Source organism: Afifella sp. H1R (genome assembly GCF_021462425.1).
GTDB classification, from domain to species: domain Bacteria; phylum Pseudomonadota; class Alphaproteobacteria; order Rhizobiales; family Afifellaceae; genus Afifella; species Afifella aestuarii.
The window spans coordinates 60,270-83,463 of record NZ_JAKEDY010000003.1 but is presented as its reverse complement, the minus strand read 5'-3'; the positions used below and the strand labels follow the sequence as shown (position 1 = coordinate 83,463).

Sequence of the window (23,194 nt, the reverse complement as noted above, 5' to 3'; positions counted from 1 at the left end):
TTTACACCGCTTCGCCTGCCAGCCGCCCCCTCAGTTCTGCGAGATCCTGCGTCGTGCGCTCCAGGCGATGGGCGAGCACACGCATGATATCGAAGGCCACATCGGGAAATTCCCGAAGCAGCGAGAACATCTGATCGCGCGACAAAGCCAGGGCCTCGGTCGTGTGCGTCGCGACAACCGTCGCCGTGCGCGGCACCTCAAACAAGACGGCAATCTCGCCGACAATGTCCGTGCTGCCAAGCTCGGCAATTTTCTTCCGCCCCTGACCGGTATCGACGAGCACGTCACAATCCCCGGACAGGATGATGAACGCCGTGTCGCCTTCCTCGCCCTGCCGGCACAAGACCTCTCCGGGGTGGAAGACCACGCGCTCGCTGATAAAAGCGAGAAGCTTCAATTTCGCGACATCGACGTTAGCGAAAATCGGCACCCGCGAAAGGGCCCTGACTTCCTCGTCCATGCTCATGACCGCGCGTTCCTCATCATTCGGCAGCGACCGCATCTGGATCGTCTTCGTTCCGGCCGCGGGTTCCTGACCGAGAGCGTGACGGAGGCCGCTCATCGGCAAGAATTGCGCCACCACGCAAGCTAAGGCAATGATCGAATTGATCTAAGAGGGACATTCCCGTCATTCCGACAATCACCGTGCGACCTTCCATCATCTGCAAGAGCTTGCCCAGGCGCGCATCTTCGCCCTCCTCGCCATTGCCTTTGAAAAGATCGTCGACAACGAGGATCTCCGGACGACGCATCAACCCGCGCAGCAATCCGATTTTGACCCGCTGCAGCGAAGACAGACGCGATCCGCCGATACCGACGCGGAAATCAAGCCCCGCCCGCAGAATAGGAGGACGGAGCTCGAAACGCTCGACAGCGTCGGCAATGACAGCTTCCGCCTGTTCACGACTTTTCCTGCGATCGGCGCGCAAGTGCCCGAAGAGGAGGTTCTGTTCCACCGTCAGAGCCTCGTTGAAGGATTCTCGCGAGAAGAAATGGAAGACACCGGGCGCTTTGCGCCGCAGCGCTCTCACGAGGTCAGGGCGGGCGGAGACAACGCGAGCCTCAAGTTCAGGAGTGACGATACCTAGCCGATGCTTCGCCGGGACAAGTTGCAGCGCGTAACCCAACAGTCGGGCGCGGTCGCGCGGCTTTAAACGGCCGATCCCATCTTTAGCCCGCCGCAGAACCGGCGCGACTTCCGGTAACTCGTCCATCGGAATGAAGGAGTAATTCGCCAGAGCATCGCTCTGTCCGCTGACGTTCGAAAAGAGCTCCACCATGGCGGCGGCAAGATCACGGCCCGCAGCCACCAAAACATCCTCGAGCCCCGCCTCTCTTACAGCCTCGCGAAAGGCCGGGACGTCCGCCAACTCGCGGGTCGTCACGTCAGGGTCGCGCGGCACTCCGAAGAGCAGATTCTCCGCCAGTGTGGCACTGCGATTGAAGCTGTCTTCGCGCCAAAACTCGACGAAATCCGCTTTGGCCCCACCCGCCATCACTTTCTCCGCGATCATGTTGCGAGCCGAAAGAATACGCTCGCGGGCCTCCTCGCCGAGCGCCTCCGGCAAACGCGCCTGGAGGCCGAGGCGATAAACCTCGTCGCTCATGCCGAAGGCTTCGATGTTCTCAATGATGCGGTGGTCGAGTTCTTCCACCGAACCGACCCCCGCTTCGGCCAGATCTTCCCATGAGCTCAGATACTCGTAGGATGCGTTACCGGTCAGTTCGGCTTCGGTAAGACGAGCTCTCAGAAGGGCCTCGTCGACACCATCGGACGGCGCGATCGGGCGATGCAGGAGCCCATAAACCAGATTGAAGCGGATCGTCTCATTGAGAATGTACGGATGCGCCGAGGCATAGGCGACGCGCCGGCCGAGCACAGATTGAGGCAGCGTCTCAAGGTTATATCCACCAATCTCGATTCGCCCTGCGGTGGGCGACAGAAGGCCCGCCATCATCATCAGAAGCTGTGTGCGACCGCTCGCTTCAGAACCGAGCACCGCGAGCTTTTCACCGAGCGGAATTTCCGCCGAAACGTCGTTCACTTCCTGCCCGACTCCCTCACCCGAATAGGAGACATGGGTGAGAACGAGGCTTTGCGCAGCTGAAAAATCGAGTTCCGGGTCGGCGTGCAGACGCTCCACCGGGTAAAGGTCGGGCGGATCAAACTGCTCGACGACGGCGACATACTTCACCTGGGTATCGGCAAAATTCTGATAATAATCGAGAAGCTCCTTCCACGGAGATGCAAGATCCTTATAAGCCGCGAGCACGGCGACAAGCGCGCCGAAGGAGATCTGCCCTTTGATGACCAGATATCCTCCGACGGCATAGAAAAAAAAGGGAGTGATCTGATTCATCAGATTGTTGATGAACTTGATCATGAACTTCCGCTTGAATATCTCGTAGCGGATGTCGAAATTTCTCTGCAGCCGATTGGTGAATTCGGCGAGATGGTACGCGGCCGTGTTGTTGGCATGGATATCGCGGATGCCGGCGATAGAAGCTCCGACATCCTCCGACAATTCTCGCAGATTGCGTACGCGCTCGCGTGCCAGCATGTTCACACGCTTCTGCAAGCGCGGAATGAGCCAGCCCTGGAACGGGTAGAGTGAGACAGCCGCAGCACCAAGCAGCGGGTCCTGCATGAAGATGAAGAAGAGATAGACGAGGAGCGTGCCGCCCTGAAAGATCGGCACGGCGATGGCATCTGCAATGAAGCCGCCGAGCGGCTGCACCTCAGAAGCGATCATGGCGATGATCTCACCCGACGACGCACGCGAGAAGTGCGGCAGACGAAAACGCAGAACACGCTCGAAGAGCTGATAGCGCAGGCGTCTCAAGGTGCGCTCGCCGACGAGCCCCTTATAGACGTTCATCACGTACTTAACGACGCCGTTGAGACCGACGGCGAAGAGAAAGCCGAAGGAGAGAAGGATCAGATATTCGATCTGATCAAACTCTCTCCCGAAGACGATCTTCGGGAAGTCCTTGCCGCCGATCGCCTGATTGACGATCGTCTTGGGAAGCTCCAGCGTGACATAGAGGATCGGGAAAGAAACCAGCGTGATCGCTAGAATGACGAGCTGCTGACGCCTGGAGTAGCGCCAAATATAGCGAAAGAAATTACGGTCGAGCCCGCCGTCCCGCACGCTTCTCTCCCGCTTTGCCGCGTCCGGCCCAGGGCTATTTGTATGGGTCCGCCGCATCCCGCAAACCATCTCCAAAGAAGGAGAATGCTAGCACGACGATGATCACCGGTACTACGGGTGCAACCAGCCATGGATAAACGGTGATGATCGTCACGGACTGCGCCTCGTTGAGCATCACCCCCCAGGAGATGATCGGGCGTCGCAGTCCCAGATTGAGAAAGGAGAGAGCCGTCTCGCCCAAGATCATCGACGGGATCGACAAAGTGGCGCTCGCGATCAAATGGCTCATGAAGCCCGGGACGAGATGGCGGCCGATGACGCGGGTGGGCGAGGCGCCCATGAGAACTGCCGCCTTGGCATATTCCTCCTCGCGCAATGCCAGGAGTTTCGAGCGCACGGCGCGCGCCAGGCCCGGCCAGTCGAGAAGCCCCAGAATGATGGTAATGCCGAAATAAATGAAGATCGGGCTCCAGGTGACGGGGAGCGCCGCGGACAGAGCCATCCACAGCGGAAGCTCCGGTAGGGAGCGAAGAATTTCGATCACGCGCTGGGCTGCGGCATCGACCCAGCCGCCGAAATAGCCAGCGGCTCCGCCGATCACGACGCCGAACAGCATAGAGATCGCAACGCCGACGAGCCCGACGGTCAGAGAGATGCGGGCGCCATAGACGAGACCCGAGAAGACGTCGCGTCCGAGGCGGTCGGTGCCGGCGAGGAAGAGCGTTCCGCCCACCGGCGGGCAAACGAGATGAAAGCGCGCAGGAAACAGGCCCCAGAAACGGTAAGGTTCGCCCTGGCAGAAGAAGCGCAGCTTCTGCACTTCCTCTGGAGCGCGGGTGTATTCCCAACGCAGACGATCAAGATCGACATTGGCGATATAGGGATGGACATAGGGGCCGATGAGCCGTCCGTCGTGAAAGAGCTGCACACCCTGGGGCGGAGCATAGAGATAATCGACATGCCGCTCATTGGGCGCATAAGGCGCGATCACCTCCGCGAAGGGCACCGTCAGATAAAAGATAAAGAGAACGAGGCTTGCGAAGACGGCGAGGCGGTGGCGGCGGAACTTCCACCACATGATGCGGGCCGCGGAGGCCGCATAAAACCGCTCCTGTTCGCGCGTCAGAACTTCGGCCACAGACGGATCAAAGGGCGCCTGATCGACGTAGCGCGGAAAGACTTCACCCTCGGAAGATGGCCGCTTCTTCATTTGCGGGCGGTCCCGCCAAGCCGAATCCTGGGATCGAGCACGGCGAGCAGGAGGTCAGAGACGAGCATGCCGATCAAAGTGAGGATCGCGACGAAGAGAAGGATAAAGCCTGCCAGGAACTGGTCCTGTGACTGCAGCGCATCGAGGAGGATCGGCCCGACGGTGGGCAGATTGAGCACCACGGAGACGATCACCGAGCCGGAGACGAGTGAAGGAATGAGATTGCCGATATCGGCGACAAAGGGGTTGAGCGCCATCCTGAGCGGATATTTCGCGACCAGGCGTTCCTCCGACAGGCCCTTGGCACGAGCGGTCTGCACATATTGCTTGTCGAGTTCATCGAGAAGATTCGCCCGCAGCCGTCGGATCATCCCGGCGGTGCCGGCCGTGCCAATGACGATTGTCGGCACGATCAGATGCGACAGCAGTGAGCCGACCTTGGCGAGTGACCACGGCGCGTCGACATACACGGGATCCATGAGGCCGCCGATCGACATGCCGAACCAGACATTGAAATAGTAGAGAAGAACGAGCCCCAAGAGAAAATTAGGCGTCGCAAGGCCGATATAGCCAAGAAACGTGAAAAAATAATCTCCGAATGAATATTGCTTCATGGCTGAATAGACGCCGATCGGCAGCGACACCGCATAGACGAAAAGGATCGTCGCGAAATTCAAGATAATGGTGAGCGGCAAGGCCGGGCCGATAACAGTCTCGACAGGAGCGTTATATTCAAACGACCAGCCCCAATCACCTTGCAGAAGACCGGAGAAGCCCGTGGGGCCCGGCCAGAGGCCGATCCAGATGAAATAGCGCTCGAGAAACGGGCGATCGAGCGCAAATTCGGTTCGAAGGAAGGCGATCTTATCGGCACTCGCCCCCTCGCCGGCAGCGCGCAAGGCGGCGATCTGATTGGTGAGGTAGTCGCCCGGCGGCAACTCGATGATCAAGAAGATCAGAAACGAAATGACGAACAGCGTCGGGATCATACCCAGGAGGCGGCGGAGCATATAGCGCAGCATCAGCCCCTCCTCTCGCAGACGATCAAGCGAGCTTCACTCACCTGACGCAAGGCTTTTCGTCCTGCCGAAGAGGGGCGCATCCACCATCTTCGGCTTGTCGTCGAACCAGAACGCATCCATGCGGTGAAGACCGAACTGGGCGCCGGGATCCCAGCCATAGATGCCGGCGGGAGGCACATTCCGCAGATAGTTGGAGCGTACGACAGGCTGAAAAACATCGGCGACAATACCGATGGAGAACGTCTCCGCGGCATGAATCTCCAGAATCTGCCTCCAGATCATTTGGCGTTCCTGCAGCGTCACCGTGTGCTGCCAGGCATCATAGAGTTTCAGGAGCTCGCTCGCGGGTGGATAGTCGACCGGCTCTCCCTTGGCGCCACGATGCGCATAATACTCGCCCCAGGCGGGCCAGATGAAGCTTTCGTAAGAGACCGGCGCAAAATCGTCAGGCGGCATGTCAGCTGTCGGAATGCCATTGTCGAAGCCGGCATCGGCTATCATCTGCACGAGCCCGGCATTGGCACGACGGCGGATGTTGTCACGCTCAGACGGTTTGATGACGAGATCGACACCGATCTCGCGCCATGTCTCGCGGATGAGCTCCAGAGCGTCGACGATCTCCGGGCTCTCTCCCGCCGTTTCCACGATGATCTGCAGGGGCCGTCCATCTGGCAGCATGCGAATGCCATCGCCGCGGAGCTCGGTAAGCCCGATATCCTCGAGGAGAGCTTCCGCCCGCTTAGGCTCATACTCGGTCCAGGCACTGCGATAGGGCGGTCGAAAGAGCGGGCTCAGCGGTGTGACGGAATTGTTGGAAGGTTCAGCGAGGCCGAAGAAAAGAACACGATTGATGAGCTCACGGTCGATTCCGAGCGAAAGCGCATGACGGAAGCGCACATCGCGAAAGAGTTTTCGCCAAGCTTCGTCTTCGACATTGAGATTTGGATAGAGCGCGATCCGCGCAGCTCGAGCATCAGGCCAAAACAACGTTTGATAACGGCGCTCCTGCTCTCCGTCTTTCAACACGGTAATGTCTGAAAAACTCAGGCCGCGCGCCTGCAAGTCCGCTTCGCCCGCATGCACCTTCGCAGCGACGAGGCGTGCGTCGGCGACATCCATTACGACGCGATCGATATAGGGAAGCTGGCGTCCGTTGCGATCAATGCGGTGATAGTAGGGATTGCGGACGAGAATGAAGCGGCGACCTGAGCTGGGTTGGATAACCCACGGCTGCAAGGTCGGCATCCCGGTATGCTCGTTGCCGTACATATCGTCCATGAGATTGTGTTCGGCCGCCCAACTCCTTTTGCGGTCGCGTGCCATCTCGCTCTCGATGAATGCCTTATTCCCATAGCGCCCATGCCATTTCTTCAGGAAATGCGCCGGACGATAAATGAAGGGCGGCCGTGCTTTGGCGAGGTTCTGCAGAAATCCGGGATTGGGGCCATCCCAGGAATAGCGCACGGTCAGCGGATCCAGCACCTCAAAGCGCGGCCCCTTGCCGTCGACCAGGAGAAAGCTCGGAAGTCCCGTCGGCATCAGCTCCGGATTGGATGCGATATCCTCGAAATAATAGCGGAAGTCCTCGGCCGTGAACGGATGCCCGTCAGACCATTTGTGACCCTTCCTGAGATGGAAGGTGAAGATGCGATCACCTTCGATATCCACGGATTTCAGGATGTCCGGCACGAGGTTTAGGTTTCGATCGAAGATGACGAGACGGGCATAGCCCCAGACATTGGCCAGCCGCACATCCTTGGACCGCGTGATGATCGTTTTGAGTTCACCGCCATGGCGACCGGGCCCGCCGCCTTCGGGAAAGTCATCATAGACGAGAGGCTCCTCCGGTACGCGCTCTTCGATCGGAGGCAGCGTCGCCGGGTCATGTGTGTTGCTCAACGTCTCCGTCTCGATCAACGGCGGCTGCGCATGAGCCGGAGCGACAAAAGCCGCGGCAAAAACAACAACCAAAAGAAAACTAAGGACGCGCATCAGGCGGCCTTATCGTGGGATTCAGGAAGGCAGACGAGATGGCCGGGCGCGACCTCGCGCAGGCGCGGTTCCATACCGGGGAGAAGCCTGTAGGGCTCTGGCCAGCAGGACGGCTCGCTTGCGCCGTTTTCCACCAGAGCAGAGAAATCGAGCTTGTGATCCAGGCTCGGCGTCGGGATCGCGGTCAACAATGCCTGCGTATAGGGGTGACGCGCATCCTCGACGATCGCTTTCTTGTCGGCGACCTCCACGACGCGACCGGCGCACATGACCGCCACCCGATCGGCGATATAATCGACGACCGCGAGATTGTGACTGACAAACAGAAACGTGAGACCCAGCTCGGACTTCAGATCCTTCAGAAGATTGAGGATCTGCGCCTGCACCGAGACATCCAGCGCCGAGACCGGCTCGTCGCAAAGGAGAAGTTCCGGAGAGAGCGCCAATGCCCGAGCGATACCGATCCGCTGGCGCTGCCCGCCGGAAAAAGAATGCGGATAGCGCCGGAGGTGGCTGACGCTCAGCCCCACCATGCGCACAAGCTCCTTCACCCGCTCGTATCGCTCAGCCGCCGTGCCGATGCCATGGATGGCGAACGGCTCCGTCAGGATCTCGCGCACCGTCATGCGCGGGCTGAGCGAGGAAAAGGGATCCTGGAAGATGATCTGTACTTTGCGACGAAAGGCGAAGCGTTCCGCTTTAGAAAGATGCGCCAGATCGCGCATCTCACCGCCGAGGCGGTAAAGCACGTGCCCTTCGTCGGGTGTTTCGGCCCCCAGGACGAGCTTCGCCGTGGTCGTTTTGCCCGAGCCGGACTGCCCGACGAGACCGAGACATTCGCCGCATTTCACGGTCAGGTCGAGCCGATCGACCGCCCGCACCGTTAGGGTCAGCGCGTCTCCCATCTTGCGCAGCCGATAGACTTTGCTGAGCTTGCGCAATTCAAGCAACGGCTCGTTGCCACGCGCCCGCTTGTCCTGTGCGGGACGGTGTAGAAACGTGGCCGGCTGGGCCTCAATCGGGCGGATGGGCTGAAGGCGCTCCTCCGGCCCCATATCGAAACGGGGAACAGCGCGCAGGAGTGAACGCAGATAGGGATGCTCTGGCGCACGCAAGACGGTTTCGCTCGCCCCCGTTTCCATGATGCGGCCGCGATAGATGACCGCCACATAGTCGGCGATATTGGCGACGACGCCGAAATCATGCGTGATCAGAAGCACCGCCATGTCGAGCTCGGCCTGCACCGTGCAGATGAGGTTCAAAACCTCGGCTTGGATGGTGACGTCGAGCGCGGTCGTGGGTTCGTCGGCGATCAAGAGCGCCGGCCGGCACATCAGAGCCATGGCAATGACGGCGCGTTGGCGGAGGCCTCCGGAGAGCTCGAAAGGATACGCAGACAATGCCCGCTTCGGATCCGGAAAGCGAACGAGCCTCAGCATTTCGGCCGACAGCGCCCGCGCTTCCGCCCGGCCGGCGCCACGATGCAACCGCACCACTTCACCCAGCTGGTCACCGATCGTGTGAAGCGGCGACAGCGCCGTCATAGGCTCCTGAAAAATGATGGAGATACGATCGCCGCGGATCGCTCGCATCTTAGGGCTGCGCGGGTCCTTGACCGCAAGATCCACGCTGATGCCATCGCGGGGGTCAGTGAAGACGATCCGCCCGCCTGCGATACGGCCCTTTTGCGGCATTATTCCCAGAATCGCCTGCGAAATCACGGTCTTTCCGGAACCGGATTCCCCGACGAGAGCAACCGTGGAGCCCCCGGGCACTTTCAAAGAGACGCCATCGACAGCGCGTGTGCGACCCTCGTCGCCGGCGAATTCCACCACGAGATCGGTGATCTCGAGCACCGGGCGGGGAGCCGCATCGAGACGCAACGACGGAGAGTGAGGAGCCTTTACATCGTCCACGGTTCATAGCTTGGCGGAGCCCTCAATGGCAGGCAAGCGCTTTCGCTGCGCTTCAAGACGGCTACGCAAGAGCCTCTGGAGAGAAATGCCAGAACGGCAGAGCCCGGCCGTGGCCAACTGCCCGGAAATCGGCTCCACTTCGCCGCAAAGCCAGCCGGTTCCGCACTCAAAGATCGCTATAGAAAGCCGTCCGGCGACGGGCTCTCACTCGCCTTGCAGGCGATCATCATGAAGCCAGCGCTGCTTTTTGCTTGCCATGCGCGGCCAATGAAGGCTTCAAGGCGCCGGGGCAATCAGCCCTTCCCCCCCTCTCTTGTTGGACAAGAACGGGCGCGATACCTTTCTCCGGGGCAAGTTGGTACTGGGGAATGGTCATGCCCTTTCGTGTACGGCGGGCTCGGCAGCGGCATGACACAGAAATCACGCGTTCTTATCTATAGCCACGATACATTTGGGCTGGGTCATCTCCGGCGATGCCAGGGACTCGCCGAGGCGATTGTCGAGAATTTCGAACATGCATCGGTGATGATCCTGTCGGGATCACCGATCATCGGCAGCTTCGAGTACCGCTCGCGCGTCGATTTCGTTCGGGTTCCGGGCGTTATCAAGCTCAGGAACGGCGAATACACCTCCCTTAATCCGAAGATCGACATCGACGAGACGTTGTCGCTGCGCTCATCGATCATCGAGCATACCGCCTCCATCTATCGACCGGACATTTTTATCGTCGATAAAGAGCCCTACGGATTGAGAGGCGAAGTACGGCCGACGCTGTCTCTCCTGAAGAGGCAGGGAACGCGCCTGATACTCGGTCTCCGCGATGTGCTCGACGATCAGGAGATCCTCGCTCAGGAATGGGCGCGCAAGGATTCCTACCGGGCCCTCAGCGACCTCTATGACGATATCTGGGTCTATGGCCTGCCTTCCATCTATGACCCACTCGCCGGGCTGCCCATCAGTGACGCTGTCCGTGACAAAATCGTCTTCACGGGCTATCTGCGGCGCCAACTGCCGCGGCACGATCCGAACCATCCGCAGCCTTTCGACGGCGATCCCTTCATCCTCGTCACACCGGGCGGCGGAGCGGACGGCATTGAGCTCGTCGATTGGGTGCTGCGCGCCTATGAGGCGCAGGAGCGGCCGCTCTTTCCCGCATTGATCGTGCTCGGACCTTTCATGGCGCATAACGATCAGCTGGGGTTCTTCGAGCGGGCACAATCGCTACGCAACGTCAAGACGATGCGCTTTACGCCGCAACTCGAACCACTCATCAACGATGCCGTCGCCCTGGTCGGCATGGGCGGCTACAACACGTTTTGCGAGGCTCTTTCCTTCGACAAGCCGACGCTTCTCATCCCACGTGTCGTTCCGAGGCGCGAGCAGGCGATCCGAGCCGAACAGGCGGAGAAGCTCGGCCTGTGCACGCATCTGCCGATCGACGACTACCCGGATGTGAGCGCCATCACCGAAGCGCTTGCGGATTTGCCAGAGCGACCATTGCCATCGCAGCATTTCGTTCCGGGCCTGCTCGATGGGTGGGAGACGATCCGCGAATTGCTCACGCCCTTTCTGGAAGCCCCTGCCCTCAAGCGCAGCCTGCCGTGAGCAAGGCTTCTCGCGGGTTCAAAATGCGCGTCGCGACAATCCTCAAAGGCTATCCGCGCCTGTCGGAGACTTTCATCGCCCAGGAGATCCGAGGGCTGGAGCGGCGCGGCATCGCGCAACGCATCGTCTCGCTGCGCCATCCCACCGATCCTTATGAACACGACATCCACCGCGAAATCGAAGCCGAGCGCTATTATCTTCCGGAATATCTCAAAGACGATCCGAAACGGGTGTCACAGGCACGGCGGAAGGTGGAGAAGCTTCCGGGTTTTGAAGCGGCAAAAGCTGAGTTCGCGAAGGACTTCGCCCGCGATCCGACAGCCAACCGTCAGCGCCGCTTCGGACAGGCGGCTGTGCTTGCTGCAGAAATGCCAGATGATATCGGGTGGATGCACTGCCACTTCCTGCACACCCCCGCTTCGGTCGTGCGCTATGCAAGCCTGATGACGGGCATCGGCTGGTCGTTTTCGGCCCACGCCAAGGATATCTGGACAACACCACCAGCGGAGCTCGCCGACAAACTCGCGAGCGCCGCATGGGGCGTCACCTGCACCGAGGCGAATCTTCAGTATCTTCGAAGCCTGACGGACGATCCCGAGAAGATCGAGCTCGTCTATCACGGTCTCGACTTTTCCCGCTTTCCCAAAGAGCCGCGCCGTGAGCCTTCGGACGCTAGCTGCTTCACGCTCATCACCGTCGGTCGAGCCGTCGAGAAGAAAGGCTTCGACGATCTTCTCACGGCGCTTTCACGTCTGCCTGCGGAGCCCCGGTGGCGGCTCGTCCATATCGGCGGCGGCGCACTGATTGCACCACTCAAGGCACAAGCCGAACGGCTTGGGCTTTCAGGACGTATCGAGTTTCGCGGACCGCAGCCGCGCGCCGCCGTTCTCGCAGCCTTGGATCAGGCCGATCTGTTCGTCCTGCCGTCACGCGTGACCGCGGATGGCGATCGCGACGGCCTGCCGAATGTGATTCTGGAGGCGGCCGCCTTCGCCTTGCCGATCATCGCAACCCGTGTCTCGGCGATCCCGGAATTCATCGACGATGGCGTCACCGGCCGGCTCGTGGCGCAACGCGACACGGAGGAGCTTGCGGCAGCGATCACAGCCTTGATGGGCGACGGAGACTTCCGACGGCATCTTGGTCTTGCGGCCTTCCGCCGAGCACATTCCGATTTTGCCGCAACGCCAGGGATCGACAAGGTGGCAGCGATGCTGCGGTCTTCTTTGATTGGCGATCAGGAGGATCAAGAAGCATCTGCCGCGAGCGCCAGATGAAGATTGCTTTCTACGCGCCGATGAAACCTCCGGACCATCCTGTTGCATCCGGTGACAGAACCTTTGCCCGCGCCATTCTTGCCGCTCTCAGGGCTCTTGGGCACGAGGTCGAGGTGGTTTCTCGCTTCCGCAGCTGGTGCCGCAATCCTGAAGAACAGACCGCGCTCGCGCATGCCGCAGAGGCGGAACGGGCGGCGGTGCGTGGCCGGCTCGAAACCGCACCTCCGGATCTTTGGCTTACCTATCACCTTTATCACAAGGCGCCGGATTGGCTCGGACCTGAGATCAGCGCAGGACTCAGAATCCCCTATGTCGTGATCGAGGCAAGCTTCGCGGAAAAGCAGCGTTCTGGCCCCTGGCGCGAGGGGGCTGCGGCTGCGGAGGCGGCGCTTGCGAAAGCCGACATGGTCGCGGCGATCCAGTCTGAAGATCTTGCAGGACTTCGCAAAATCGTGCCGCCGGCGCGGCTTACCCATCTCGCGCCCTTCATGGAGCTTAGTCCGTTTCTGCGCGTCGAAAGCAAGCCGCATTCTGGATCTCTCCGGCTCCTTGCTGTCGGCATGATGCGGGAAGGCAGCAAGGCCTCCACATACCAGGCCCTCGCCAGAGCACTGGCGGCATGGGAGGAGGCAGACTGGACGTTGACCGCCGTGGGGGACGGCCCAGAACGGTCCACGCTCGAACCGCTCTTCCCGAAAGCCAAAACACGCTTCGTCGGCGCGGTCGCGCCCGACGCGATGCCCGCTCTTTACGCGGCGGCTGATGTTTTCGTGTGGCCCGCTCGCAAAGAGCCACTCGGCTTTGTGTTCCTGGAAGCGATGGCAAGCGGCCTTCCTATCATTGGAGGCCGTGGCGGCGGCGTGCCGGATCTGGTGCAGGACGGTGTGAACGGCTTTCTCGTCGAGCCGCAAGAGCCGCAGAACGTGGCGGCGGCGCTTTCCCGGCTCGCTGATCCTGGGCTGCGGGCGCGGATGGGCGCGGCGGGTCGGCTGATCGCGGCCGAAAAGCACAGCCTCGAGGCGGGCATGGCAGGATTGTCCTCCCTCATCGCGCGAGCGGGTGCCACCGCCCGCGAGACCGCCTGATGCGGGCGCTGATCTGGGTTCAGCATCTTCTGGGCGTCGGGCATGCGGTCCGCGCTGGCGCGATCGCGCGCGCACTTCGTGAAGAAGGCGTCGCCGTCACGCTCGTAACCGGGGCGTCTCTGCCAGGCTCCGTCGATACACAGGGCATCGAGGTCACGACTTTACCGGCGGCACGGGCATCCGATCCGGCCTTCAGCGCCATCATCGATGACAATGGCCGCAAGGTGGATGATGCCTTCTGGCAAAGGCGACGCGACATCCTTCTCGCGCTCGCCGATCGGATCGATCCCGACATCGTGGTGACGGAGGCATTCCCGCTCGCAAGGCGCGCCTTTCGGACAGAGCTCGTCCCATTTCTTCAGAAGTTACGGGGGAAGCCCCGGCAACCCATCATCGCCGCTTCGGTTCGTGACATCCTGGTGCGCAAGCCGGCCGACAAAGAAAGGGCGATGGCCGATCTTGCCCTCGCCTGTTATGACAAGCTCCTGATCCATTCCGATCCGCAGCTCGTGCGGCTGGAACATAGTTTCGGGGAAGCGGAAAGGCTCGCGCCGCTCGTCACCTACACGGGCTATGTCAATTCCAGTTCCACCGTGCCCGCACCGGATGGTGATGGGGAAGGCGAGGTCATCGTCTCTTGCGGAGGTGGAGCGGTGGGACAAGCCATCCTGCGGGCTGCGCTTTCAGCGCGCCTGCATAGCTCCAATGCAGCCACATGCCTTTGGCGGGTGCTTGCTGGTCCCCATCTAAGCTCCGCAGATTTTGCCGCTCTTGCGAAGGCTGCCCCGCCGGGCATCGTTGTGGAGCGAGCAAGGCGTGACTTTCCAGATCTCCTGAAACGTGCGCGGCTGTCGGTGAGCCAGGCTGGCTACAACACCGCCGTCGACATCTTGCAGGCCAAGGTGCCCGCGCTCTTCGTTCCATTCGCGGCCGGATCTGAAACCGAGCAAACGCAGCGTGCAGACCTATTTGCCATCAATGGGCTTGCCGTCGTCGTGCCAGAAGAAGCTCTTTCTGCGGAGAACCTCGCCCGGGCAGTGGACCAGGCGATGCAGCTTAGACCGATGGCTGTGCCGTTTTCGCTGGATGGCGCCCAAAAAACCGCCAAGCTTTTGATCGCGGCGGCGAAAAGAGGATCGTGATGGAAGAAGCGGAGCGGTTTTGCGCGCGATTGGACGCGGCGGCGGAGACCGGAAGGGCGCTTTCCTTCTGGTGGCGCGACGACGATGCCACCGAACCGACGCCCGAGCTCGACAGACTGGCGGGGCTTTTCGGCGAGCTCGACGAGGCCAGGCGTCCACCGCTCGGCCTCGCGGTGATCCCGGACGGCGCCCGCCCGGCGCTCGTCGACCGGCTCGCACGCGAGCCCCATATCGCCATCCTGCAACACGGACTGGCGCACAGGAATCATGCGCAGGAAGGCGAAAAGAAGTCGGAATTTCCGCTCTCACGCCCGCTGACGAATTGTCTCGCCGATGTCAAAACCGGTCGCACGCGGTTGCTGCAGCTTTTCGACGGCAGGCTCCTCCCCGTCTTTGTGCCGCCATGGAACAACGTCTCGCGTCCCGTTGTGGAGGGGCTGACTGCGCTCGGGATCCAGGGTCTGTCGCGATTTGGTGCGACGAAGGGCGCGTGCGGGGAATGCAACACTCATCTCGACATCATCGAATGGCGGCACACGCGCGGCTTCATCGGCCGAGAGGCGGCCTACCGCCTTCTCACTCAGGAGGCGGAGCGGCGGCTCGCAGGCGCCAGCGAACCGATCGGCGTGCTCACTCACCATCTCGCCCATGACGAAGCCTGCTGGGCCTTCTCCCGCGAATTGCTGACGCTCCTCGCAAATCATCCCGGCGCGGCCTTTCCACCTCTTCAGGAGCTTTTCGCGCTCCGCGAGCCGGGATGCCCAACGACCCATGGGTGAACCGCCAAGCCCGCGGGAGTTGTTTCGCGCCGTCAAGAAGCTCGGCCTCTTGCAGCGTTTTCAGGATGCCGGAGATGTTCGCATCGCGGCAGATCCCACATGTGCCGAATTCCTGAAAGGCTACCGCAACGGTGCCCATGCCGCCCTTCTTCTCGAGGAAGGATCATCGGCCTCCGCTCGCCATCCCTGCCAGATCATCGCTGTCTCGTGCGATGATGAAGCAGGTCTGAAACATCGCCTGACAGGTCGGTTTCCGGATACGATCGTCGCCGGCTTCATCGGCGATGCGGCTCTCAGAGCAGCGGCACATACCGATCCCCTTGCCGACGACACCGGCATCCTCAGCGAGCCGGAGCCCAGCCGGCTCTATGCCGTTATCTGCGGGCCCCGCACTGGCTCCACCTGGTTCGTCAATCTCCTGCGCGAAACGGGACGGCTCGGTCGGCCCACCGAGCATCTGCGCCCGCTGATCGTTTTCATGGCACGTCACCGAAGCCGCTTTGGGGTGGATCTCGGCCGCTGGCTCGCCCTTCTTGTGCGGCAGGAGCAGAAAAACGGGGTCTTCGGGACAAAGGTCATCGACGATTTCGCCATTTCGCTTGCTCCGCTTCTCGATGCCAGCGAACGGGCCGTGGTCCAGCGCCTTGCCGCGAAGACGCGCTTCATCCGCTTTCGTCGGCGTGATCGTGTGGCCCAGGCGGTGTCGGAATATATCGCGGAAGCGACAAAGGTCTGGCATGTGCGCAACAGCGAAGCGATGGCCGCCTACAGCGAGGCGAAAGAGGCCGTCACCTACGACTATCAGCGCATCCTCGCCTCCTATCGCCGGCACAGCGCCGCCGAAGCCACCATCGACGACTGGCTTTTCAGGACAGGAAGGCCAGCACTCAATGTCGTCTACGAGGACGTTCTCGCAGCACCGGAAGAACGCATTGCCGAGATCTTCAGCTTTCTTGGGGGTGCGACGGCACCCACGTTGCGGATTTCACCAACACGCTACCAGCGGCTCGGCGACGAAGTGAACGACGATATGGCACGCCGCTTTCGTGCAGAGTTCGGTCTTGAGACGCCCTCCTCGTAGACCCGCCAGCTGTGCGTTCTCACAAGCCGAGCTCGCGGCAAATCTCCTCCGCCAGCATATCGGTGCATTTCTCGCTGCGCGCGAAATCATCGAATAAGAGCGACCACGTGCCGTCGCCGGCATCGCGGTAGGGGCCAAATTTAAAATACTGATTCGGACCGAGATGGTGATGGCCGATGCGGCCTGTCACCTGCGCCACCCGCTCGCCGTTGACGAAGAGTTCGATGCGGCCGTCACCGTCGGGCCCGGCGCGTGTGAAAGCGATGATATCGAACCAGCCATCCTCCGCTTCGGGCAAGGTCGGCACAAAACGGGTCAGATGGATCTCGTCCGTGCAGGCATCATACTCTTCGTGGCGGGCAGGTCGATCGCCACCCTCCGCAATCACCCAGCCACGGCTTTGACCATCATAGGGTCGGTTCCAGACCTCCATTTCGCCCGGCTGGCACGGGGAGATCCTGGTCCCGTCAGCGGAAAGCAGCGGCTTCAGCAATTCGGTCTCGACGGTGAAGAAGAGCTTCCCGTCGCGCAGTCTCAGAGCCAGGAAGGGGCTCGAATTGCCGGGGACGCCCTTCGGGATCGTACGCTTCCATTGCGCCAGGACGTGCCGGTGATCACCGTCCGGGCGGGGACCGACGAAACGCACCGAAAAGCGGTACCAGACGGGCGTTCCGTACGGCAGATGGGCGCTCTTCGATTCCCACAATTCGGCACGCTCGCTGCAATCTTCCGCCTGTGGCGGACAATGCTCCTCAAGTGTGAGCTCGATCGCGGTCGAGCCGTCCCGCCCCTCCCCCGGCACGAAGCGGTAGCTGCCGGCCCGCTGCTCGAAATTGTCTTTGTAATAGAGAACGGCGGGATCGAGTTCGCCGCTTTCGAAATCCTCTCGCAGCATTTTCGCCTGTCCGGCGGATGCAAAGAGAGAGAACCAAAGGCCGGCAAAAAGGAGCGGCAGGAAAAAGCGCATCGGTCTCATCACCAGAGGCAGGGATCCCCACAAGGCCTTACCGGTCACGGTTTGCGCACGCAATCCAAGCTCTGCGGGCGGTTGCCACCCACAGCCGGCCGCGACCGATTCGGGGAAAGCGACCAGCAGGACTACGAAACATGAGGGAATTGGCTGGGGCGGCAGGATTCGAACCTGCGAATGGCGGCACCAAAAGCCGCTGCCTTACCGCTTGGCTACGCCCCAATGCACGCTCGCGAGAGCAGTGAATGCGCCTATAAGGGCTTTGACGAAATTGGGCAACATGCCGAGCCCATCAAGAGCCTGCGAAGCAGCCTGCGACATAGCTGCAGGCCTCTTATGCGAAATCCATTGCATGACATTAAGAAGATGGCTTGAAGCTGAAGCGGTGCAAGGCTATAAGCCACCCCGCTTTGGCGGAGTGTAGCGCAGCCTGGTAGCGCACCTCGTTCGGGACGAGGGGGTCGCAGGTTCGAATCCTGCCACTCCGACCATTTTATCCCGAGGCTTTGGGGCGGGATCGCGGCCCCTTAGCTTTAGCCGGCCTATACTGCCGGCCCAGTCTGGGCCAAAGATCCAGACCGCGACGTCTCTTCTCCCAAGCCCTGACAGAACCGCCGCTCAAGGTGCGAATCGCAGTTTTGATTCGGATCCTATCGGCCGGCCGAGCGGGTGAGCCGGCTGCAGCCGATTCGGGGACTCCCGATCCGGCAGGACGCTGTCGGTTGCGACGCATTCGACCGCGCCAGATCGTTCAAGCGGCAGCTTTTACGTCCGGAATATGATGGCGCAATTCCTGAACGATCGACCGCACACCTTCCGCGGTCAAATGCGGACGCGGGCCGAAACCGTGATTGGCAAAGCGCTGGCGCAGCCGCTTGCTGTTGCACTTCAGGAAGAAACGAAGATCTGCAAGCGCATCAGGTGCCGCTGAAACGGCTGTGGAGGCGCTGGCGCGCGCAAGCCGCATGCAGCCGTCAGCCTCAGGATAGAAAAGCATCGCATCGTCTGGCCCGAGGTTCCTGTCGATCTCCACGCGTCGTTTCTGCACGTGGATATAGTCGAACTCCACGTCTTCGCCGTCGAGAGGTCGACCGAAGAGCCGCCCTTCTTCGACATGGAAGCTCGCAAATCTCTGACCGCCGACCACCGGCAAACGGTGGAAGGGCTCAACATCGCCGATCGATATCGGAAAACGTCGTTCCCAGGCGATCAGGCCGCTCTTCTCCAATTCCGTAAGCACGACATGAAGGAAGAGAAACTCATCGAGCGCGAGGTGCCGGTGCGGGTCGAACATCGCAAAGCTCGGCTCGCGCCGATCCGCTTCGAGAAACACCGCCTGCGTAACGTCGAAAGCGTCGGACTCACCTACGAGGAAATGGCCGAACTGACCGAAGATGCTGGGCGGACCATTCGACGCTCGCGCGGACAGGGGCTCCAGAATACGGCGCGAATAAAGACAATCGATGTCGGCCCAACCCCAGCGGCGCGCGGCTCCGACCACCTGCGGGAAAATGAGATTCAAGAAAGGCTTCAGGTCGCAGATCTTGTAAGGATAAGCGAGCAAGGCGTCATAGGAGATGCCAAGCGGGTTCGCCGGCGCGAAGGCCGAACGAAAATCGACATGAGAGATACCTTCAATAGTCGGTGAAGGCTGATCGGAAAGAAGGACGATGTCGGCCCGGTCGGCGCTGCATCCCAGCATTCGCAGAGAAAGCAATGCGAAATCGGACAGTTTGCCGAGGAAAGGAATGAGGATCATCGGCTTCTCGGAGGAAACCGGCAACGCCTCGGCCGGACTAAACGCGTCTATATGGGGATGGTAGGACATCTTTGGCCCTCACGTGCCGCAACCTTCTAGGGCACGTCACACGCTCACCATCCGCCTTCTTCTGATTGCCGGCAAGCCTCTCGCAACTTTGAGGTAAATGGTACCAATCGGCAGCGGCGGGGAAAACCGCCGCTGGCCGAAAAGCTGATCAATCGATATCGAACGAGACGCCCTGAGCGAGCGGCAAGGCGTTGGAATAATTGATCGTATTGGTGGCGCGCCGCATGTAGCCCTTCCAGGCATCGGAACCCGACTCGCGGCCGCCGCCGGTATCCTTTTCACCGCCGAAGGCACCGCCGATCTCTGCACCCGAGGGGCCGATATTGACATTGGCGATGCCGCAATCGGAGCCCGCCGCCGATAGGAAACGCTCCGCCTCGCGCAGATCGGTCGTAAAGATGCACGAGGACAGGCCCTGGGAGACGTCGTTCTGGATCGCGATCGCCTCGTCGAGTTCGCGATACTTCATGCAGTAGAGGATCGGCGCGAAAGTCTCCTCGCGGACGATGTCGGTCTGCGCCGGCATTTCGACAATCGCCGGATGTACGTAGGCCGCGTCTGGATAGGTATCGACAAGCGCCCGGCCACCGCCATGCACGGTGCCGCCATCGGCGGCGGCCGCCTTGAGCGCCTTGTCCATCATCTCCGCCGCCGCACCGTCGATCAACGGCCCGACGAGCGTTCCATCCGCCAAGGGATCGCCGATCGGCAGCTTGGCATAGACCTCGGCCAGACGCGGCACGAGCTTGTCGTAGACATCCTCGTGGACGATCAACCGCCGGAGCGAGGTGCAGCGTTGGCCGGCCGTGCCGACCGCGGCAAAGACGATGGCCCGCACGGCGAGCTCGAGATCGGCGGACGGGCCGACAATCATGGCGTTGTTGCCGCCAAGCTCGAGGATGAGCTTGCCGAAGCGAGCAGCGACCTTCGGCCCGACAGCCCGGCCCATACGCACCGACCCCGTGGCCGAGACCACGGCCACGTCAGGGCTTTCCACCAGCACATTGCCGGCTGCCGCGTCGCCGATGACGACCTGCAGCAGCCCCTCCGGTGCATCGCCGAAACGGGCGAGCGCACGCTCAAAGATCCGTTGCGTGGCAAGCGCCGTCAGGGGCGTCTTCTCCGAGGGCTTCCAAAGGATCGGATCGCCGCAGACCAGCGCGAGCGCGGCATTCCATGCCCAAGGCGCAACCGGAAAGTTGAAGGCAGTGATCACGGCGCAAGGGCCGGCCGGATGCCAGGTCTCGCGCATCGAATGTCCGGGACGCTCTGATGCGATCGTCAGGCCATAGAGCTGCCGCGACAGGCCGACAGCGAAGTCGCAGATGTCGATCATCTCCTGCACTTCACCGAGGCCTTCCTGATAGATTTTGCCGCATTCGAGCGCGACCAGGCGTCCGAAGTCCTCCTTGGCAGTACGCAGCTCTTCGCCAAGGAGACGAACAAGCTCGCCACGGCGCGGCGCGGGCACGTCCCGCCAGGCCTTGAATGCTGCCTTCGCTGTCGCGACCATTGCCTCGACATCGCCGGGGGCGTGGGTTTCGAGGCGCGCGATCTCCGATCCGTCAACCGGCGTGGTAACGACGAGCGAGCCCGAGGACGTCTGCCCGGCCGAGAGCCCGCAAGCGTCGAGAAGCGTCTGATACGTCATGAAATGAATTCTCCGCGTGTTCTTGATGTGATCGGGCAATGCAGTGGCCATGCCTCCTTACGACATGCCCGCTTGCCAAGGGCAAGAGCCGTCAGGGGGCGAAAGCTTTGGCCAGACTGAAACGATCGGCGGTCCACCCCTCCAGGACAGTGCCGCAAGTCCTCATGTTCCTTTGGAAACCTCTGCAAATCTGGCGTGACTGGCGATGATGCCGGGCCACGCCCTCTCTACGACCAGCGCGCTCAGGGCGAGGTCGGCCAGGGACGACCCCTTGAAGCAGAAGAGCCGGCGGCCGCGTGTCGCAGGACTTGTCGCCTCCCGGACCGCAGTTTCCCGACACAACGCCAGAAGGTCGGTGGCGAACTCCGCCGTGTCGATCTCGCGCCCGTTCACGTCCCAAGGATGCGTGCCCTGCGCCAGATCGTCGGTCGCCAGAACATCGAAAGCGGCAAAACTCTCGGGCAGCCAGGCGCGGCCCAGATCGACAGCGGACACGAAGCAGTCACGTTTCAGGACGCGCGCATCAAGGAACGGCACCAGCTCCGGCGAGGCCGGCACCATCGAGACGACGATATCGGCGCGCTTGAGCAGATCCTGCGGCGAAGACACGACCTCGCCGGCAAGACCGCGCGCCTCCGCGGCCTTTGCGAGGCGCGCGGCTGACGCCTCGCTTCGACTGAAGGCGAGAAGATGATCGAGACCAGGCCGGAGAGCGCAAAGGGCTGCGAGATGCTGGTGGGCCTGCAGGCCGCAACCGATCATGCCGAGCGTGCGGGCGCCGGGCGGGGCGAGATACGCGCCCGCGACGGCAGAGAGCGCCGCCGTGCGGATAAGCGTGATCTCGTTGCCGTCGAGGACGGCGATCGGCTTGCCGGTGTCATAATCGCTGGCGATGATGAGGCTGTTGATACCGGGCCCCTCGCCGCCCGGAGGCACCGTCGCGATGCCCGTCCATTTCACGACAGCGAGGCCGGTGGATGCCGAAGCCGCTGCCATCGCCTGGAAGCCGTGCCCGGGGGCAAGCGTGAGCGCCGTCTTGGGTGCCCTCACGGCGCGGTCTTCGCTGGCCGCCCGGAAGGTGTCGGCAACGGCGCGCCGAGCTTCATCCGGCGTGATGGCGAGCGCCCTGATCTCGGCCTCGCCCAGAAATCGGGGGGCTTCATTCACGCGGCAAATCTCCGGGGAGAGAAAGCCGCATCCTCCGGGGAGACCACGCCGGCTGTCAGGAAACGCGAGACGATCTGCGCCGTCACGGGCGCCTGGATCATACCGGAATGCCCATGACCGAAAGCGTGCACGATATCGGCGCAGGCCGATGCCGCGCCGATCGAAGGAAGGCCGTCCGGTGTCGACGGTCGGTGACCCATCCAGCGCTCCACGCGATCGGGAGACTGCACACCGTGGAGCCCGGGAAACAGCTTCTTGCCGAAGGCGAGGAGGATGTCGGCACGGCGCCAGTCCGGCGGGGCATCGAGCGAGGCAAGCTCGACCTGTCCTGCGATGCGCAGGCCACGGTCCGTCGGCGTCACCGCCATCTTTCCGTCGGCCGGCATGACCGACATCGGCGGATGGCCGATGACCCCGGGCAGGACCACATGATAGCCGCGTTCAGAGACGAGCGGAACATTGTCGCCCGCCTGGCGCGCGAGTTCGGCCGACCAGGCGCCGGCGGCAATGACCGCGCGGTCGCAGGCAATGCGTCCATCGCCCGTCACCACATGTGTGAGACGGCCATGCGTCGTCTCGAAGCTGCGAGCGGCGCTGCGGACGTGACGGCCGCCCTCGGCGCAGAAATGCGCCACAAGGCCTTCGCAATAGCTGCGCGTGTCGCGGAGGAAGGCCCCCTCATCGACCCTAATCCCGAAGTTATACTCCTCCGACAGCGCCGGCTCCCGCTCGATCAGCGCCGCGCGATCATGTTCGCTGAAGCGGACACCGAGCTCCTTGCGCATCTTCCATTCTCGCGCCTCGCGCTCGATGTCGGAACGGTCGCGATAGAGGAACCAGACCCCCTCGTGGGCGATGAGATGCTCGATGCCGGCCGACCGCGCCCATTTCAGGTGCCAGTCCACCGTCCTGCGGCACAGGCGGTAACGATGCGCGGCACAGATCTCGACCTTCCGCCAGCTGCTTCCTGCGCGCAGGAAGCGGACAAGCCATGGCAGAAGCGACGGCAAGTGGCGCCAGCGGATGACGAAGGGGCCGGACGGATCGGCAAGATAGCCCGGCACGTCTCGCCACAGGCCTGGAACCGACATCGGCATGATCGAGGCCGGACTGAGCCACGCGCCGTTGCCATAGGAGGCCGCCTGATCGCCCCCCGGAGGGCCACGATCGAGGAGGATCACATCGTGACCGGCCTTCTGGAGCTCCAGGGCGCAGAAAATGCCGACGATACCGGCACCGATCACGACGGTGCGGAGCGGCTTCTCTGTCGGACCCTGCGAGGCGACACTTGCATCGGACGATGTCACTGCCGTTCGT

At 61.9% G+C, this 23,194-nt stretch carries 17 protein-coding genes and 2 tRNA genes; 7 read left to right on the top strand and 12 right to left on the bottom strand.

Annotated elements, in window-relative coordinates; all coding sequences use genetic code 11:
* Window position 1: 1 nt before the first annotated feature.
* The 6 genes from L0F51_RS17400 to L0F51_RS17375 form a co-directional block, all read right to left on the bottom strand.
* Complete coding sequence (locus L0F51_RS17400; RefSeq protein ID WP_128292497.1) at window positions 2-466, bottom strand: Crp/Fnr family transcriptional regulator; 465 nt, start codon at window positions 464-466, stop codon at window positions 2-4.
* 16 nt (window positions 467-482) lie between these two features.
* Window positions 483-3,152, bottom strand: coding sequence for an ABC transporter ATP-binding protein (locus L0F51_RS17395; protein WP_234630455.1), 2,670 nt, complete (start codon window positions 3,150-3,152; stop codon window positions 483-485).
* Window positions 3,153-3,186: 34 nt separating this feature from the next.
* Entirely contained in the window at window positions 3,187-4,362 is a 1,176-nt protein-coding gene (locus tag L0F51_RS17390) for an ABC transporter permease (RefSeq protein WP_234630454.1), read from the bottom strand.
* Complete coding sequence (locus L0F51_RS17385) at window positions 4,359-5,384, bottom strand: ABC transporter permease (RefSeq protein WP_234630453.1); 1,026 nt, start codon at window positions 5,382-5,384, stop codon at window positions 4,359-4,361. Before L0F51_RS17385 ends, L0F51_RS17390 begins: the two co-directional genes overlap by 4 nt.
* A gap of 33 nt (window positions 5,385-5,417) precedes the next feature.
* On the bottom strand, window positions 5,418-7,283 hold the full coding sequence (locus tag L0F51_RS17380) for an ABC transporter substrate-binding protein (protein ID WP_234630452.1): 1,866 nt from the start codon (window positions 7,281-7,283) through the stop codon (window positions 5,418-5,420).
* Window positions 7,284-7,375: 92 nt separating this feature from the next.
* On the bottom strand, window positions 7,376-9,292 hold the full coding sequence (locus L0F51_RS17375; protein ID WP_234630451.1) for an ABC transporter ATP-binding protein: 1,917 nt from the start codon (window positions 9,290-9,292) through the stop codon (window positions 7,376-7,378).
* Between the two features lie 525 nt (window positions 9,293-9,817).
* On the opposite strand from L0F51_RS17375, the gene L0F51_RS17370 reads away from it, so the two are divergent.
* The 6 genes from L0F51_RS17370 to L0F51_RS17345 are packed head-to-tail and all read left to right on the top strand — an operon-like array spanning window position 9,818 to window position 16,261.
* Complete coding sequence (locus L0F51_RS17370) at window positions 9,818-10,897, top strand: glycosyltransferase family protein (protein ID WP_370642457.1); 1,080 nt, start codon at window positions 9,818-9,820, stop codon at window positions 10,895-10,897.
* 23 nt (window positions 10,898-10,920) lie between these two features.
* On the top strand, window positions 10,921-12,174 hold the full coding sequence (locus L0F51_RS17365; protein WP_234630449.1) for a glycosyltransferase family 4 protein: 1,254 nt from the start codon (window positions 10,921-10,923) through the stop codon (window positions 12,172-12,174).
* Window positions 12,171-13,259: a glycosyltransferase family 4 protein gene (locus L0F51_RS17360; RefSeq protein WP_234630448.1), complete on the top strand. Its 1,089-nt coding sequence runs from the start codon at window positions 12,171-12,173 to the stop codon at window positions 13,257-13,259. The genes L0F51_RS17365 and L0F51_RS17360 overlap by 4 nt, the downstream gene beginning before the upstream one ends.
* Complete coding sequence (locus L0F51_RS17355) at window positions 13,259-14,401, top strand: glycosyltransferase family protein (protein ID WP_234630447.1); 1,143 nt, start codon at window positions 13,259-13,261, stop codon at window positions 14,399-14,401. The genes L0F51_RS17360 and L0F51_RS17355 overlap by 1 nt, the downstream gene beginning before the upstream one ends.
* A complete protein-coding gene (locus tag L0F51_RS17350; protein ID WP_234630446.1) occupies window positions 14,401-15,180 on the top strand; it encodes a polysaccharide deacetylase family protein in 780 nt (259 codons plus the stop codon). Before L0F51_RS17355 ends, L0F51_RS17350 begins: the two co-directional genes overlap by 1 nt.
* Window positions 15,173-16,261: a Stf0 family sulfotransferase gene (locus L0F51_RS17345; RefSeq protein WP_234630445.1), complete on the top strand. Its 1,089-nt coding sequence runs from the start codon at window positions 15,173-15,175 to the stop codon at window positions 16,259-16,261. The genes L0F51_RS17350 and L0F51_RS17345 overlap by 8 nt, the downstream gene beginning before the upstream one ends.
* A 19-nt stretch (window positions 16,262-16,280) precedes the next feature.
* Here the strand turns inward: L0F51_RS17345 and L0F51_RS17340 are convergent, their stop codons facing one another.
* Both L0F51_RS17340 and L0F51_RS17335 read right to left on the bottom strand, forming a co-directional pair.
* Window positions 16,281-17,237, bottom strand: a complete 957-nt coding sequence (locus L0F51_RS17340) for a polysaccharide lyase (protein ID WP_234630444.1) — start codon at window positions 17,235-17,237, stop codon at window positions 16,281-16,283.
* Between the two features lie 141 nt (window positions 17,238-17,378).
* Window positions 17,379-17,453 (bottom strand) — tRNA-Gln (locus L0F51_RS17335).
* A 192-nt stretch (window positions 17,454-17,645) separates the two neighbouring features.
* Here L0F51_RS17335 and L0F51_RS17330 point away from each other — a divergent pair.
* A tRNA-Pro gene (locus tag L0F51_RS17330) sits at window positions 17,646-17,722 on the top strand.
* 260 nt (window positions 17,723-17,982) lie between these two features.
* On the opposite strand, the gene L0F51_RS17325 is transcribed toward L0F51_RS17330, so the two are convergent.
* The 4 genes from L0F51_RS17325 to L0F51_RS17310 all read right to left on the bottom strand — a co-directional run bounded on the left by L0F51_RS17325 (window position 17,983) and on the right by L0F51_RS17310 (window position 23,184).
* Complete coding sequence (locus L0F51_RS17325; RefSeq protein ID WP_234630443.1) at window positions 17,983-18,990, bottom strand: DUF6625 family protein; 1,008 nt, start codon at window positions 18,988-18,990, stop codon at window positions 17,983-17,985.
* A 217-nt stretch (window positions 18,991-19,207) separates the two neighbouring features.
* Window positions 19,208-20,710 carry an aldehyde dehydrogenase family protein gene (locus L0F51_RS17320; RefSeq protein ID WP_234630442.1) on the bottom strand — a complete coding sequence of 501 codons (1,503 nt, stop codon included), beginning with the start codon at window positions 20,708-20,710 and terminating at the stop codon, window positions 19,208-19,210.
* 162 nt (window positions 20,711-20,872) lie between these two features.
* Entirely contained in the window at window positions 20,873-21,877 is a 1,005-nt protein-coding gene (locus L0F51_RS17315; protein ID WP_234630441.1) for an ornithine cyclodeaminase family protein, read from the bottom strand.
* A complete protein-coding gene (locus L0F51_RS17310) occupies window positions 21,874-23,184 on the bottom strand; it encodes an FAD-binding oxidoreductase (protein WP_234630440.1) in 1,311 nt (436 codons plus the stop codon). The genes L0F51_RS17315 and L0F51_RS17310 overlap by 4 nt, the downstream gene beginning before the upstream one ends.
* Window positions 23,185-23,194: the final 10 nt, after the last annotated feature.

Excerpts from the sequence above, each read along its gene's own strand:
- L0F51_RS17320 (WP_234630442.1), bottom strand. The coding sequence starts at position 20,710 with ATGACGTATCAGACGCTTCTCGACGCTTGCGGGCTCTCGGCCGGGCAG.
- L0F51_RS17385 (WP_234630453.1), bottom strand. The coding sequence starts at position 5,384 with ATGCTGCGCTATATGCTCCGCCGCCTCCTGGGTATGATCCCGACGCTG.
- L0F51_RS17390 (WP_234630454.1), bottom strand. The coding sequence starts at position 4,362 with ATGAAGAAGCGGCCATCTTCCGAGGGTGAAGTCTTTCCGCGCTACGTC.
- L0F51_RS17325 (WP_234630443.1), bottom strand. The coding sequence starts at position 18,990 with ATGATCCTCATTCCTTTCCTCGGCAAACTGTCCGATTTCGCATTGCTT.
- L0F51_RS17365 (WP_234630449.1), top strand. The coding sequence starts at position 10,921 with ATGCGCGTCGCGACAATCCTCAAAGGCTATCCGCGCCTGTCGGAGACT.
- L0F51_RS17345 (WP_234630445.1), top strand. The coding sequence starts at position 15,173 with ATGGGTGAACCGCCAAGCCCGCGGGAGTTGTTTCGCGCCGTCAAGAAG.
- L0F51_RS17350 (WP_234630446.1), top strand. The coding sequence starts at position 14,401 with ATGGAAGAAGCGGAGCGGTTTTGCGCGCGATTGGACGCGGCGGCGGAG.
- L0F51_RS17340 (WP_234630444.1), bottom strand. The coding sequence starts at position 17,237 with ATGAGACCGATGCGCTTTTTCCTGCCGCTCCTTTTTGCCGGCCTTTGG.
- L0F51_RS17360 (WP_234630448.1), top strand. The coding sequence starts at position 12,171 with ATGAAGATTGCTTTCTACGCGCCGATGAAACCTCCGGACCATCCTGTT.
- L0F51_RS17400 (WP_128292497.1), bottom strand. The coding sequence starts at position 466 with ATGAGCATGGACGAGGAAGTCAGGGCCCTTTCGCGGGTGCCGATTTTC.
- L0F51_RS17355 (WP_234630447.1), top strand. The coding sequence starts at position 13,259 with ATGCGGGCGCTGATCTGGGTTCAGCATCTTCTGGGCGTCGGGCATGCG.
- L0F51_RS17370 (WP_370642457.1), top strand. The coding sequence starts at position 9,818 with ATGATCCTGTCGGGATCACCGATCATCGGCAGCTTCGAGTACCGCTCG.